This is a genomic window from Amycolatopsis nalaikhensis (genome assembly GCF_030264295.1).
Classification (GTDB): Bacteria; Actinomycetota; Actinomycetes; order Mycobacteriales; family Pseudonocardiaceae; genus Amycolatopsis; species Amycolatopsis nalaikhensis.
The window spans coordinates 10057675-10072527 of the sequence record NZ_CP127173.1; the positions used below are offsets into that span (position 1 = coordinate 10057675).

Here is a 14853-nt window from a genome sequence, read left to right on the forward strand (position 1 = left end):
GCCCGAGGGTGGACCGATGAAGGTGGCGGTGCTGTCGGACATCCACGGCGTCCTCCCGGCGCTCGAGGCGGTGCTGGCCGAGCCGGACGTCGCCGCGGCGGACCGGATCGTCCTGCTCGGCGACCTGCTGGCGGGCCCGATGCCGGTCGAAACCCTCGAGCGGCTCTCGGCGCTGGGCGACCGGGCGGTCTGGGTGCGCGGCAACGCCGACCGCGAGCTGGCGGCGTCGGCGCGCACGGGCGAGTCGGTCGTGCCGGACCCGATCTTCCCGTGGGCGGCGCGGCAACTGCGTCCGGCGGACCTGCCGCTGCTGGACGCGCTGCCGTTGACGGTTTCGCTCGACGGCGTGCTGTTCTGCCACGCGACCCCGCGCGACGACACGGAAATCGTGCTGGTGGACTCGCCACTGGCGCGCTGGGCGGAGGTCCTCGACGGCGTCGCGGAGCCGACGATCGTCTGCGGGCACACGCACATGCCGTACGTCCGGCTGGCGGACCGGCGCCTGGTCGTCAACCCGGGCAGCGTCGGAATGCCTTACGGGACAAGGGGTGCGCACTGGGCGTTGCTCGGCGACGGCGTCCAGCTGCGGCGCACGGAGTACGACGCCGAAGCGGCGTGCCGGTTCCTCGCGGCGCACTGCGCGTACCCGGACATCGAGGAGTGGGCGGACTTCTTCGTCCGCCACCCGGCGTCGGACGCGGAGGCGCTGCGGGTGTTCAGCGGGACCGCAGCGAGTTCCACATGATGACGGCGGCGTAGGGCAGGAACTCGCGGCCGCGGCGGCAGAGCCACGGGATCCCCTTGAGCACCAGCCACCCCACGTGCCCCGCGGCGCTCGGTTCGACGCCGCCACCGCAGGTCAGGCTCACCGGCTCCGGCACGGCGAACCCGGCTTCGGCGAGCAGGCCGGTGAAGCCGTCGGCGAGCATGCGGTGGCCGAGTTCCGAGGGGTGCAGCCGGTCGACGCTCCACGCGCTGAGGTCGTAGGCGCCGGGGAGCGCGTCGAGGTCGAGGCAGGGGACGCCTTCGCGGGCGACGACTTCGTCGATGGCGGCGTTCAGCTCGGCGACGCGGGCGCTGAGGGCGCGCTTGAGGGAGGGCGGGAGGCGGAAGACCTTGCTGTGGTCGTGGAACCGGACGGGCACGACGGTGGTCCCGGCCTCCCGCAGGCGCCGGATGACCTCGGTGAGGTCGGCGGCGATGCGGGCGGCGTCGAAGTCGGGCCGCAGGGTGTCGTTCATGCCGGCGACGAGCAGGGCGACATCGGCCCGGTGCGCGACGGCGGCGGGCACCTGCTTGGTGAGCACGCACCGCATCCGCGCCCCGGTGAAGGAGGGGTTGAGGTAGCCACCGGAGCCGACCCCGAGCGCGGCGGCGACCAGCGGGCCGACCCCGCGCCAGCCACCCCGCGCGGGCAGGGGATCCCCGAGCCCGACGGCGGTGGAGTCCCCGAGCACGACCAAGCGCCGAGCGTGCTTCCGCGGCGGGACGGCCGTCAGCGGCGGACGGGCCGGTTCGGGTGGAGGAGTGACTTCGACACTGATCACGGTCACGTCCCCGACCATCGGCCACCGAGACTCACGCCCGGTGAGGACGAGGTAACGCGCCTTCGACACCGGGCCTAATTCTTGACGCTCAGCTCACAGGTGCCGGGGATGGCTGCGGCGCGGGCGCGCTGAAGGGGACGTTCATCTCATCTGATGCGGTGAAGGGGCCCTTCCTCCCACGCGACGAGAGGAGGCCCCGGGCGCCGCACCGCAAACCGCGGCCGGTCCGGCTCGCGAAACCGGCGAGGCGTGAGCGATGCTGGGCGCGTGGAGTACGTGTCCAGAGTGCCGCGACCGCCGCTGGACGGGCTGATCGACGACCTCTACTACCTGGACGGCGCGTCCCCGTATGCCCGGCTGACCCTCCCGCCCGCGCCGTCGGCCTTGCTCATCCTCAACCTCGGGGCGCCGTTCCGCATCCGCACCGACCTCGAAACCGCCGACTACGCCGACGGCTGTGTGGTCACCACGCCCACCCGCGCCTGGGAGTTCGGCTACCCGCCCCGGACGCGGTCCGTCGGGGTGCACTTCAAGGCGTGGGGCCTGGCGCCGTTCGTGCCGGTGCCCGCGGTCGAGCTGTGTGACCGGCCGGTGACCGTGGAGCAGGTCTGGGGCCGGTCCGCCACCGAAGCGCTGCGAGACCGGCTGGCCACCGCGGCCCGACCGCACGAGATGCTGACCCTGCTCGAAGACGAGCTGAGGCGACGGCTGAGCGAGACCCCCGGGCTGGGGCTCGTGCGTCACACGAGCAGCGTCATCACGGCGACCGGCGGGGCGGTGGCGATCGGCGACCTGACCGCGGCCACCGGAGTCAGCAGCACCCATCTGGCCCAGCGGTTCAAGGAGCTCGTCGGCGTCACGCCGAAGCGGCTGGCCCGCACCCAGCGCTTCGCCGCCACCGTGTTCTCGATCGACCCCGCCGGACCGGTCGACTGGGGCGACCTCGCCGGGGGCGCGGGCTACTTCGACCAGGCCCACTTCGGTCACGAGTTCCGGGCGTTCACCGGGCTCACGCCGACCCGGTACGTCGAAGTCCGGCGGCGGTTCCGGCGCGAGCACCCCGGCCACGTCCTCGACAGCTGGCCCCTGCCCGCCGATTGATTTCTTACAAGAGCGGCCGCTCACGACCCGCTAGGTTCGGTCACCCCGAAGCAGAGGAGGGTCCCGTGGGCAAGGTGGTCATGTACGGCTCGGTGTCGGTGGACGGCTTCGTCGCGGACGAGCACGACCAGCCCGGTCCGCTGTTCGACTGGCTGACCGGCGGTGACGTCCCGTTGGACGAAAGCGGCGTCGTGAAGGTGTCGCAGCCGTCCTACGACTACACCCGGGCCTACTGGGACGGGATCGGGGCGACCATCGCCGGCCGCCACGTCTTCGACCTCACCGGCGGCTGGGACGGGAAGCCACCGGGCGGCGTCGACCACGTCGTCGTCGTGACGCACCGGCCTCCGCCCGAAGGCTGGGACCCCGGGGCGCCGTTCCACTTCGTCGACGGCGTCGAAGCGGCCGTGGCCAAGGCGCGGGAACTCGCGGGTGACCGCGTGGTCGAGGTCGCCGCCGGAGACGTCGGGGGCCAGGTGCTCGCCGCGGGCCTGGTCGACGCGGTGCGCATGGACGTCGTTCCCGTCGTCTTCGGGTCCGGCAAGCGCTACTTCGGGTCGGTCGACGCGCAGCACCTGCTGGCGGACCCGGACGCGGTCATCCAGGGCGACCGGGTGCTGCACCTGCGCTATCAGGTGCGCCGCGGAGACCGGGGTCAGCGGAACGCCGGGTAGAACGCCAGATCGGCGTGCGGCCCCAGCCGCGCGGCCAGCGCCGCCGCCACCCGGGCCGCGAACTCCGAAACCGCCGTCATCCGGACGTACCCCGCGTGTTTGGCCAGATCCCGCCACCACGTCACCAGCGCCGCCTCCCGGCTCACCGGGGCCGCGTGGTGAGACAGGTCCAGCCGGCCCAGCTCCTCGCCCGTGATCAGCCAGACCCGCAGCAGCTCGCTGGTCGTCAGGTGCCCGGCGAGCACCTCGTCGTCGGCGAACGCGGGCCAGACCCCGACGACCTCGGCCCGCCACGCCGCGATCATCGCCTCGCTCATGCCCGCCGGCAGGGCCAGCGCGTCCGGCCAGCTCGCGAACGGCAGCCGCAGGTGCGCCGCGTCGACCAGGGCCGAGCGGACCCGGCCGTACTCGAAGTCGAGGAACCGCACTCCCTCGCCCGTCACCAGGTTGTTGTCCGGGCTCAGCTCGACCGGGCTGAACGCGCGGAAGCCCGCCGAGCGGGACTGCTCCAGCGCCTCCGCCACCTGCGTGCGCACCGCGTCCGGCGTCGGGATGCCCAGCCGCTCCTGGATCACCGACGGCACGCGCGCGCACAGCTCGTCGACGTCGCCCGGCTCGCTCTTCGCGGGCCCGCCGAGCCGGCGCAGCAGCGCGTTGAAGTCGGCTTCGCGGCCCGCTGTGCTCGCGTGCAGCCTGCCCAGGGAGCGCGCCCACGACAGCAGCGCGCGCTCGGCCGCGCGGGAGTCGCGCGCGTACAGCTTGTCCTCGAGTGTCGGCGTGCGACCGAGGTCCTCCAGGACCAGCACGCGGTCGCGGCCGTCGTGGGCCAGCAGCTCCGGGCACATCCGCTCGTCCGGGGCCAGCGCCGTGAACAGCTGGTAGCTGACCGCTTCCTGGGCGAACGGGTCCGCCCCCGCCTCCGGCCGCTCCGGGTAGTGCTTGATCACGAGCGTGCGCGGCAGGGCGAAGGACGACGACACCACCCGCGCGCGGACCACGGTCGCGGGCCCGCTCCCCGCCAGGTCCTCGGGCGCGACCAAGGTGATCGCACTGCCGAACCGGCGCGAAAGAACGGACTCGCCCGCCGCGACCGCCGCGGCGACGGCAAGGTGCTCGGCTCCTGCCCCGACCCCAGCGTCGCCGGCGGAGGAGGTGTCGACTGTCATTGTCACCGACCCTACTCGTGACTGAGCAACCATGGCTATTGACATCCGGACAACAAGGGGTTTCCGGTCATCCCCGGGAAAGCGGACGCGTTCCCACCGGTGAACGTTGCCCATTCCGGCGCACGATCAACACAATGGCCGCTGCTGCAACGATTCCGAGAAGGTTCACGAGCAGCTGGCCGACGGACTGGAGACACCGGCTCCACTCCCCCGCCACGGCCGCCACGACGGCGTAGCCCGCGGCCGGCACGGTCGTCACGGAGATGAACACGCCGACCAACGCGGCCGACTTCGCCGACGTCATCGCGAGCATTCCGGCGGCGCCGGCGAGCATCGCGACGACCAGCGACGGCACCCCCACGGAGAACACGAAGTCGACGTCGCTGTGCTGCTTCAGCTCGAACGCCTTCTCGCCGAAGACGTCAGTCACCCGCACCAGCAGCGCACCACCCAGCGTGACGACCATGGCCAGCGGGAAGCCGATACCCAGCGCCGCGCCGGCCAGCCGCACCAGGTCCCAGCGGCGCAGCACCAGGCCGACCGCCAGCGCGGCGAGCGGCCCGAACTCCGGCCCGACGACCATCGCGCCGACGATCGTGACGGCCGAGTCGGTGAGCACGCCGACCGCCGCGAGCAGGCAGGCGATGGTGAGGAACGCCAGGAACGTCACGTTGAGCCGCGACTCCTCGCCCGAGCGCGCGACCAGCTCCTGCCAGACGACGGCGTCCGCGCCTTCGCCCGGCGCGGCCTCTTCCGCCTCGTCGGCGGCGTCGGACAGCGCCGTGTCGAGCGCTTCGAGCGTGATCCCGCCGGTGTGGTCGAGCTCGAGGACGCACAGGGCGTCGACGATCTCGTCCGCCGCCTCGCGGGCGATGTCGGCCTCGACCAGGTCACCTGCGGGCTCCACGGCGACGCCGCGGTGCACGATCAGGTGCGCCGTCCCGGCGTGGGCCCGCAGGATGTCGAGCGCCTCGGCGGTCTTGTCCGGCGGGCACACGGCCCTCAGGTGCAGCACTAGCTCTGCGGGGCGGGCGCCGGCTTCGCGTCGATGCCGGCCTCCTTGCGCTGCTGCGCCGTGATCGGCGCGGGCGCCGCGGTCAGCGGGTCGTACCCGCCGCCCGTCTTCGGGAACGCGATCACGTCACGCAGCGAGTCGGCCTTGGCCAGCAGCATGACGATCCGGTCCCAGCCGAACGCGATGCCGCCGTGCGGCGGGGGGCCGAACTGGAAGGCGTCGAGCAGGAAGCCGAACTTCTCCTGCGCCTCCTCCTCGCCGAGGCCCATGAGGTTGAAGACGCGCTTCTGGACGTCGCCGCGGTGGATACGGATCGAGCCGCCGCCGATCTCGTTGCCGTTGCAGACGATGTCGTAGGCGTAGGCCAGCGCGTTGCCCGGGTCCTGCTCGAACTTGTCGATCCACTCCGGGGTCGGCGAGGTGAACGCGTGGTGCACGGCGGTCCACTTGCCGGAGCCGACGGCGACGTCGTCGCCGATGTCCTCGACCGGCGCGAACAGCGGCGCGTCGACGACCCACACGAACGACCAGGCGTCCTCGTCGATCAGGCCGAGCCGCTTGCCGATCTCGTCGCGCGCGGCACCCAGCAGCGGCTGCGTGCTCGACGCCTTGCCCGCGGCGAAGAAGATGCAGTCGCCCGGCTTCGCGCCCGCCGCGGCGGCGACGTTCTCGCGCTCGGTCTCGGACAGGTTCTTCGCGACCGGGCCGCCGAGGGTGCCGTCCTCGTTCACGAGGACGTACGCGAGGCCGCGCGCACCGCGCTGCTTCGCCCACTCCTGCCACGCGTCGAGCTGGCGACGCGGCTGGTCGGCGCCGCCCGCCATGACGACCGCGCCGACGTACGGCGCCTGGAACACGCGGAACGGCGTGTCGGAGAAGAACTCAGTCATGTCGGTGATCTCGAGGTCGAAGCGCAGGTCCGGCTTGTCGGAGCCGTACTTGGCCATCGCCTCGTGGTAGGTGATGCGCGGGATGGGCCGCGGGATCTCGTGCCCGATCAGCTTCCACAGCGCGGAGACGATGTCTTCGCCGAGCGCGATGACGTCGTCCTGCTCGACGAAGCTCATCTCGATGTCGAGCTGGGTGAACTCGGGCTGGCGGTCGGCGCGGAAGTCTTCGTCGCGGTAGCAGCGGGCGATCTGGTAGTACCGCTCCATGCCGCCGACCATGAGCAGCTGCTTGAACAGCTGCGGCGACTGCGGCAGCGCGTACCAGGAGCCGGGCTTGAGCCGCGCGGGCACCAGGAAGTCGCGCGCGCCTTCGGGCGTCGAGCGGGTCATCGTCGGGGTTTCGATCTCGACGAAGTCCTGGGCGTGCAGCACCTCGCGGGCGGCGCGGCTGACCTCGCTGCGCAGCCGCATGGCCGCGGCCGGGCCGCTGCGGCGCAGGTCGAGGTAGCGGTGCTTGAGGCGGACCTCTTCGCCGACGTCGACGCGGTCGTCGATCGGGAACGGCAGCGGCGCGGCTTCCGACAGCACCTCGAGCTGGGTCGCGAGGACCTCGATCTCGCCGGTGGGGATCTCGGCGTTCGCGTTGCCCTCGGGGCGCTTCGCGACGTCGCCGACGATCTTCACGCAGAACTCGGAGCGCAGCGCGTGCGCGCGCTCGGCCATCTCGCCCTCGCGGAAGACGACCTGGGCGACGCCGCTGGCATCGCGGAGGTCGATGAAGATGACGCCGCCGTGATCGCGCCGCCGGGCCACCCATCCGGTGAGGGTGACGGTCTGTCCGGCCTGCTCGGCACGCAGGGTGCCGGCGTTGTGAGTGCGGAGCACTGCGACTGCTCTCCTTCGACATGGGTGTTCTCGCCAGTGGAAAGGCTAACGAACCACCCACCCTACGACGTCGGCAGGCTTGGCTTGGCGGTGGTCCTCGCGGTGGTCAGAGCACGTGCCGCGGCCGCGCTTCGAGGGCGGCGACCAGCCGGTGGGCCTGGGCCAGGTAGGCGGCGACCTGGTAGATGCGCCCGCCGGGGTGGGCGACCAGCCAGTTCGCGGCCGCGGAGGCGGAGGCGAAGAACGGCTGGCCCGCGCAGGCGACGGCGTCGACGTTCTCCAGCCCGAAGCCGAGGTCGACGGCGGCGACCACGGCGGACGGCGGGTCGGCCTGGATGATGCCGTGCGCGGTGAGGTCGATCCGGATCCGGGTGCCGGTGACCGGGCAGGTCGCGGCCGCGTGGACGCGCTCGCCGGTGGCGATGGCCAGCAGGAACATGTCGACGGAGCCGTCCGGGCCGGCGCCGAGGGTGCCTTCGGCGGGCTCCACGCGGTGGTGGGCGCCGCGGGGTGCCGGGCCGGTCGAGACGAGGTCGCGGTGCAGGGTGAACCCGATCAGCTCGACGAGCCGCCGGGTTTCGGCCGAGGAGAGGCAGACGGTCGCGGCGAGCCGGTCGACGCTCACGGGGTGCCGTCCGGCCCGGGTCAGCTTCAGGGCGACCCAGGCGAGCCGGGCGGCCGCGACCCGGTCGGTCCGCGAGGTCGTCATCGCCGCACTCCCTTCCGGTTCGATCCCTTCGACGTTAGGCGCCGCCGCGGTGGGGCGACAACGACACGATCGGACATTTTCCCGCAAGCCGCCGACTCCGGGCCGCAAGCGACCGGAGGTTACGGCGAACGGCGCAGCGGCCACGGGGCGACCGGCGGTCGCGGGCGAAGCCTTCACACGGACGGCGGTACGGCAGGTGATGACGCACCACCCACCGCGCTCGTCCACAAAGGACCAATCGCCGCGCCGCCGGTGAGCGTCGTGAGTGTTCAGGGCGGTTAGAACCGCCCTAAACACTCACGACCGGCTACGGCAGGTGTCAGAGGAGGCGCAGCTGTTCCGCTGGCGACGTCTCCGCGCGCGGTTCGGGTGCCGGTGCGGTGCCGCGCGCGTCGGACGCCGTCTTCGGCGCCAGGCCGTGGCGCCGCAAGAGCGGCGCGACCCGCTCACCCAGCCGCTCGCGGTAGGCCTTCGGCAGGTAGCTCCCCCGCGCGTACAGCTCCCGGTACCGCGGCACCAGCGCCGGGTACGCCCCGGCCAGCCACCGGCCGAACCATTCGCGCGCGCCCGGCCGCAAGTGCAGCGGGATGACCGTCGCGCTCGTCGCGCCCGCTTCGGCCAGCCGCGCGAAGAGCGCGTCCAGAGCCTCCGCCGAGTCCGTCAGCCACGGCAGCACCGGCGCCACCAGCACCGAACACGGCAGCCCGGCCTCGCCCGCCTTGCGGATCAGCTCCAGCCGCGCCCGCGGGCTCGGCGTCCCCGGCTCGAGGCGGTGCTGCAGCTCGCCGTCCAGCAACGCCAGCGAGACGGCCAGCGACACCGGCACGTCCGCCGAGACGTCACGCAACAGCGGCAAGTCGCGCGCCAGCACCGTGCCCTTCGTCAGCACCGACAACGGCGTCCCGGAGCGGGCGAGCGCCGTGATGATGCCCGGCATCAGCCGGTAGCGGCCTTCCGCGCGCTGGTACGGGTCGGTGTTCGTGCCCATCGCCACCGGCTCGCGCCGCCACGACGGCTTCTTCAGCTGGGCCGCCAGCACCTCCGGCGCGTTGAGCTTCACGACCACCTGCGTGTCGAAGTCGCGGCCCGCGTCGAACTCCAGGTACGTGTGGGTGTTCCGGGCGAAGCAGTTGTGCGACACCATGCCGTCGGCGATGAAGTCACCGGTGCCCGTCGTGATGTCGAACAGCGGGAGCTGCAGGCCCAGCGGCTCGATCGCCTCGACGCGGCGCCTGCTCGCGCCGATCACCGCGCCGTCCAGCGACCGCTTCCACGCCACCGCGGGGTTGCTCACGTGCAGGAACCGCAACACCTCCGCCGCGCCGCCGAGCAGCCGGACCTCTTGCCGGGTCGGGAACTTCGGCACCTCGTCGATCTGGTGGGCGAAGCCGAAGCGGGTGAGGGCGGCGGCGAACGCGTCGGCGATCTCGGGCTCGTCGTGCGCCACCGCGAGGACGCCGCGGCCGTAGCCGCCCGCGAGGTCGAAGACCCCCGCCAGGAACCCGCGCTGCCAATGGGCGTCCGGGTCCGGCGGCACCTTGAGGAACCCGACCGAAGCGCCGAAGTCCGGCAGGTACCGCAGGGCGCGCGCGGCCGCGTCCGCCTCCGCGGCGAACCCGCCGGAGCGCAGCATCCCGCACAGGTAGCCGGCCCGGTAGCCGAGCGTCTCGTCCGGCGTCGGCTCGAACCGGCCGACGCCGATCAGCTCGGCACCGGGCTCCAGGTGCGGCCGCTGCGCCGCGCCGAACTTGCTGCCGGTGACGTGCTTCCAGCCCTTGGCCGTGAGGAACCGGTGGTCGCCGCCGGCGACCAGCCGCGTGCCGTCCTCCAGGGTCACCCGGTACGCCGCGCGCAGGGTCGTCCAGTGCGCGAGCACCTTGGTCCGCACCAGCCGACGCGACGCGCCGTGGCCGCGGGTGCCGTAGATCTCGTCGCCGACCGCCAGCTCCGACAGCGCTCTCGTCCGCCCGTCGGCCAGCAGGATCCGGGTGCCGCCCTCCAGGCAGTATGTGCAGGCGTGAGAGCAGCCGCGGTACGGGTTCACCGTCCAGTTGAACGGCACCCCGGAGCCGGAGGGCACCTTGTTCAGCACCGACCGCGCGTGCACCTCGTGAAAGGTGACGCCGTCGAACTCCGGTGACCGCACGGTCCGCACCAGGCCCTCCAGCCCGGGCAGTGCCGGCTCACCCTCCCCCGCTCGCTGCCGATCCCATCGCACGGCGCCAGTCGAACATATGTTCTAGACGAGTGTCAAACGGCTTCGAGGCTCCTGGTACTCGTGGGACTACTGGGATTCCCCTCAGGACGAAAAGCGGTCCAGCGCCCGGATCTTGTTGGTCGCGTCCAGTGCCGCCACCTTGTAGGCCTCGGAGAGCGTCGGGTAGTTGAACACCGCGTCGACGAGGTAGTCGACCGTGCCGCCGCAGCCCATCACCGCCTGTCCGATGTGGACGAGGTCGGTCGCGCCGGTGCCGAACACGTGCACGCCCAGCAGCTTGCGGTCCGTCGTGGACACCAGGAGCTTGAGCATGCCGTAGCTGTCGCCGGTGATCTGGCCGCGCGCGAGCTCGCGGTATCGCGCGATGCCGACTTCGTAGGGCACCGACGACGACGTCAGCTGCGCCTCGGTCGACCCGACGTACGAAATCTCCGGGATGGTGTAGATGCCGATCGGCTGCAGCGCGCCCAGCCCGTTCGCCGGTTCGCCGAACGCGTGGTACGCGGCGAGCCTGCCCTGGTCCATCGACGTCGCCGCCAGCGCCGGGAAGCCGATGACGTCGCCGACGGCGTAGATGTGCGGCACCTCGGTGCGGTAGTTCTCGTCGACGACCAGGCGGCCGCGCTCGTCCGCGGTCAGCCCCGCCGCCTCGAGGTTGAGGTCGCCGGTCATGCCCTGGCGGCCTGCGGAGTACATGACGCCGTCGGCCGGGATGCGCTTGCCGCTGACCAAGGTGGTGATCGTGGCCTGGTCGGACACCGCGACGTCGGCGACCTTCTCGCCGAAGCGGAAGGTGACGCCGAGGTCGCGCAGCTGGAACTTGAGCGACTCGACGATCTCGGGGTCGCAGAAGTCGAGCATGTGGTCGCGCTGCTCGACCACGGTGACGCGCGAGCCGAGCGCGGCGAACATCGACGCGTACTCGATCCCGATCACCCCGGCGCCGACGACGACCAGCGACGACGGGATCTGCTCCAGGCGCAGGATCTCGTCGGAGTCGAGCACGCGGGCGGCGTCGAAGTCGACGTGCCCCGGCCGCGCGGGCCGGGTCCCGGTGGCGATCACGATGTGGTCGGCACTGAGCGTCCGCCGGTCGCCGCGGTGGCGGCCCTCGACGACGATCGTGTGCGGGTCGGCGAACGAGCCGGTGCCGGAGACCAGGTCGACGTGGTTGCGCATGAGCTGCGCCCGCACGACCTGGACCTCGCGCCCGACGACGTGCTGGGTGCGCGCGAGCAGGTCGGCGATGGTGATGTCCTGCTTGACGCGGTAGCTGGCGCCGTAGAGCTCGCGCTGGTTCATGCCGGTCAGGTAGAGGACGGCTTCGCGCAGCGTCTTGGAGGGGATGGTGCCGGTGTTGACGCACACGCCGCCGACCATGTCGTGCCGGTCGACGACGGCGACCCGTTTGCCGAGCTTCGCCGCGGCGATCGCGGCCTTCTGCCCGCCGGGGCCCGAACCGATGACGATGAGGTCGTACTCGTGCTCGCTCACGACGTCGAGCCTGCGCACCCGCGCGCTCCGGCGCAACCCCTCGCCGGTGAAGATCCGCGCGCGGCCGCGGTTCCGGGCTAGCGTGGCCGGGTGCTGCGCGTCTCGCTGCTCGGCGAGCAGGTGATCGCCGACGACCCGGCCGGCACCGTGCTGACGCGGTCGCCGCGGTCGGTCGCGCTCGTGGCCCACCTCGTCGTGCACGCCGGGCGGCCCCAGCCGCGGCGGCTGCTCGCCGGGCTGTTCTGGCCGGATTCCACCGACGCGCAGGCGCTGACCAACCTCCGCCGCGAGCTGCACCAGCTGCGCCGGGTGCTCGGCGACCCGCCGTCGCTCGCCGTCACCGGGCAGGACCTGTGCTGGCGGGACACGCCGTCGAGCCGGGTGGACGTGCGGGAGTTCGCCCTCGCCCACCAGGCCGCGCTGGCCGCGTCGGACCCCGGCGAAGCCGTTGCCCACGCGCGAACCGCGCTCGCCGCCTACCGCGGTGAGCTGCTGCCCGGCCTGGCCGACGACTGGGTCCTGGCCGCCCGCGCCGAGCTCGAGCGCCAGTGCGTCGAGCTGTGCGACCTGATCTGCCGGACCCCCGCGGGCGACCCGGCCGCCGCGCTCGCCGCGGCCCGCAGCCGGATCCGGCTGCGGCCGCTGGAAGAGACCGGCTACCGGACGCTGATGGGGCTGCAGGCCGACGCGGGCGACCGCGCGGGCGCGGTGAGCACCTACCACCGGTGCGCGTCGGTCCTCGAACGCGAGCTCGGCGTCGTCCCGGCCGAACCGACCCGCGCGGCGCTGCGGCGCCTGCTCGTCCGGGCCGGCCCCGAGGTCCGGCGGGCGGCCGCGACCGGGCTCGTCGGCCGGGCAGCCGAGCTGACGCGGCTCGGGCAGCGGTGGCACGCGGCCGCCGCGGGCCGTCCCGGGGTCGTGCTCGTCCGCGGCGACGCCGGGGTCGGCAAGACGCGGCTTGTCACCGAGCTGGCCGGGCTGGCGCGCGCGGACGGCGCCGTCGTCGCGACCGGCCGCTGCTTCGGCTCGGCCGGGCGCCTCCCGCTCGCGCCGGTGGCCGACTGGCTGCGCACCCCGGCCGTCCAGCGGGCGGGGGTGGCCCTGGACCCGGTGTGGCGGGCCGAGGTCGAGCGGCTGCTGCCCGCCGCGCGCCCGGCCACCGGCGGGCACCCGACCGTCGACGCCTGGCAGCGCCTGCGGTTCTTCGAGGGGCTCGCCCGCGCGCTCACCGCGGGCGGGCGGCCGGTCCTGCTGGTGCTCGACAACGTGCAGTGGTGCGACGAAGAGACGCTCGCGTTCCTGGCCTTCGCCCTCGGCCTCCTGCCGGACGCGCCGCTGCTGGTCGCCGGGACGCTGCGCGACGGCGACCTCGACCCCGGCCTCGCCGCCTGGACGAGCCAGCTGCGCGACGACGGAAAGCTGACCGAGCTGCCGCTGCGCCCGTTCGACGCCGACGGCACCGCGCACCTCGCCGAGGCCGTCGCCGGGCACCCGCTGCCCGCGGCGGACCACGCGCTGCTGCACGCGGCCACGGGCGGGTTCCCGCTCTACGTCGTGGAAGCGTTGCGCACCCGAGATTCCCCGCCGTCCGGCCGCCTGGACGGCGTGCTGCGGACCCGGCTCGAACAGCCCGGCCCGGCGGCCCGCGAAATCGCCGGGCTGGCCGCCGCGGCGGGCCGCGACGTCACCCTCGAGCTGCTCACGGAGGCGAGCGACCTCGACGCCGACACCGTCGTCGAGGCCGTCGACGAGCTGTGGCGGCGCCGGATCCTGCGCGAGGTCGGCGGCGGCTACGACTTCACCCACGACCTGTTGCGGGAGGCCGCTTACCAGCAGGTCAGCCCGCCGCGGCGGTGGCTGCTGCACCGGCGGCTGGCCCAGGGTCTGGAGCTGCTGCACGCCGAGGACCCCGACGGCGTGGCGGCGCAGCTGGCCGAGCAGTACGCGCGCGGCGGCCGCCCCGACCGCGCCGTCGAGCACTACCGGCGCGCGGCCGCCGTCGCGGCCCGGACGTTCGCGCACGCCGAGGCGATCCGGCGGCTGGAGGAAGCGTTGGCGCTCGTCCGCGCGCGCCCGGCCAGCGGCAACCGCGACCGCGCGGAGCTTGCCGTCCTCGAAGCCCTCGCCGGGCCGCTCAACGCCCACCGCGGCTACTCCTCCCCCGAGCTGCAGCACGTCCTGGAACGGTCGCTCGAGCTCGCGGAGTCCAGCGGCAGCAAGGAATCCGCGCTGACGGCGTTGCTGGAGCTGTGGTCGTCGCGGTTCGTCCAGGGCCGGACGGCGGAGGCGCACCAGGCCGCCGAGCGCGCCCTCACGCTGGTCCGCCCGGGCACCCGCGCCGAACAGAGCGGCTCGGCGCACTTCATCGTCGCGGGCTCGGCGCTGAGCCTCGGGCACGACCCGGCCGAGGCGCTGCGACACTTCGAGCTGGGTGTCGAGCGCACGCGCGACGCGTCGTCGTGGCCGATCGGCACCCGCCCCGACGTGCACGGGCCCGCCTGGGCCGCGCACGCGCACTGGCTGCTCGGCCACGACGACGCGGCCGTGGCGAGCAGCGCCGACGCCATCGCGCTGGCCCGGCGGATCGAGCAGCCCTACAGCCTCGCCATCGCGCTGGCCTACGCCGGGATCACCCACCAGATGCGGCGCGACCGGACGGCGCTGTGGGCGGCGGTGTCCGAGCTGCACGCCCTGTGCGACCGCTACGGCTTCGCCTACTACCGCGAATGGGCCCTGCTGCTGGGCGGCTGGGCCCGCGGCGATGCGGCCGGGCTGGCCGCGGCGCAGCAAGGCGTCGCGAACCTCAAGGCCGAGGGGTCGTTCGCGCGGATGCCGTACTGGCTGTCGCTGGTCGCCGAGCTGGCCGACGCCGAGACGGCCCGCGCGACGCTGGACGCCGCCCTCGCCGCCGGGGAAGCCCGCGACGACCGCTGGTGGCTGCCGGAGGTGCTGCGCCTGCGGGCCGCCCACGACGTCGACCCCGGCCCCCGCCTGCGGGCGGCCGCGGAGCTGGCCCGCGCCCAGGGCAGCGTCGCTCTGCGGCGGCGGGCGGAGGCGGACCTGGGCGTTCGGCTCCCGTCCTGACCGGCGCGAACGGACCGAACGCTGCGCGAACGCCCGCTGCCTACGTTCCCTCCCGTACCGGAAATCCGAG

11 protein-coding genes are annotated in these 14853 nt (G+C 73.6%); 4 read left to right on the plus strand and 7 right to left on the minus strand.

Annotated features, from left to right (window positions below):
- The first annotated feature begins 16 nt into the window (after positions 1-16).
- Positions 17-745: a metallophosphoesterase family protein gene (locus tag QP939_RS48855; protein ID WP_285453794.1), complete on the plus strand. Its 729-nt coding sequence runs from the start codon at positions 17-19 to the stop codon at positions 743-745.
- Here QP939_RS48855 and QP939_RS48860 read toward each other — a convergent pair.
- Positions 717-1565 (minus strand): SGNH/GDSL hydrolase family protein, encoded by an 849-nt coding sequence (locus tag QP939_RS48860; RefSeq protein ID WP_285460017.1) that lies wholly within the window; start codon positions 1563-1565, stop codon positions 717-719. The genes QP939_RS48855 and QP939_RS48860 overlap by 29 nt on opposite strands.
- Before the next feature lie 267 nt (positions 1566-1832).
- On the opposite strand from QP939_RS48860, the gene QP939_RS48865 reads away from it, so the two are divergent.
- Entirely contained in the window at positions 1833-2648 is an 816-nt protein-coding gene (locus tag QP939_RS48865) for an AraC family transcriptional regulator (protein WP_285460018.1), read from the plus strand.
- A 65-nt stretch (positions 2649-2713) separates the two neighbouring features.
- The gene (locus tag QP939_RS48870) at positions 2714-3322 is read left to right on the plus strand and encodes a dihydrofolate reductase family protein (protein ID WP_285453795.1); all 609 of its coding nucleotides are present in this window, start codon (positions 2714-2716) and stop codon (positions 3320-3322) included.
- Here the strand turns inward: QP939_RS48870 and QP939_RS48875 are convergent.
- From QP939_RS48875 to sthA, 6 genes are all read right to left on the minus strand, one after another.
- Entirely contained in the window at positions 3304-4488 is a 1185-nt protein-coding gene (locus QP939_RS48875; protein WP_285453796.1) for a phosphotransferase, read from the minus strand. The genes QP939_RS48870 and QP939_RS48875 overlap by 19 nt on opposite strands.
- A gap of 67 nt (positions 4489-4555) precedes the next feature.
- The gene (locus tag QP939_RS48880; RefSeq protein WP_285453797.1) at positions 4556-5503 is read right to left on the minus strand and encodes a DUF389 domain-containing protein; all 948 of its coding nucleotides are present in this window, start codon (positions 5501-5503) and stop codon (positions 4556-4558) included.
- Complete coding sequence (gene aspS / locus QP939_RS48885) at positions 5503-7278, minus strand: aspartate--tRNA ligase (protein ID WP_285453798.1); 1776 nt, start codon at positions 7276-7278, stop codon at positions 5503-5505. The genes QP939_RS48880 and aspS overlap by 1 nt, the downstream gene beginning before the upstream one ends.
- Before the next feature lie 106 nt (positions 7279-7384).
- On the minus strand, positions 7385-7987 hold the full coding sequence (gene merB / locus QP939_RS48890) for an organomercurial lyase (RefSeq protein ID WP_285453799.1): 603 nt from the start codon (positions 7985-7987) through the stop codon (positions 7385-7387).
- Positions 7988-8306: 319 nt separating this feature from the next.
- On the minus strand, positions 8307-10205 hold the full coding sequence (locus tag QP939_RS48895; RefSeq protein ID WP_285453800.1) for an intein-containing Rv2578c family radical SAM protein: 1899 nt from the start codon (positions 10203-10205) through the stop codon (positions 8307-8309).
- A gap of 81 nt (positions 10206-10286) precedes the next feature.
- On the minus strand, positions 10287-11699 hold the full coding sequence (gene sthA, locus QP939_RS48900; protein ID WP_285453801.1) for a Si-specific NAD(P)(+) transhydrogenase: 1413 nt from the start codon (positions 11697-11699) through the stop codon (positions 10287-10289).
- A 90-nt stretch (positions 11700-11789) separates the two neighbouring features.
- Here sthA and QP939_RS48905 point away from each other — a divergent pair, with 90 nt between their 5' ends.
- Entirely contained in the window at positions 11790-14783 is a 2994-nt protein-coding gene (locus tag QP939_RS48905) for an ATP-binding protein (RefSeq protein WP_285453802.1), read from the plus strand.
- The last annotated feature ends 70 nt before the right edge of the window (positions 14784-14853 follow it).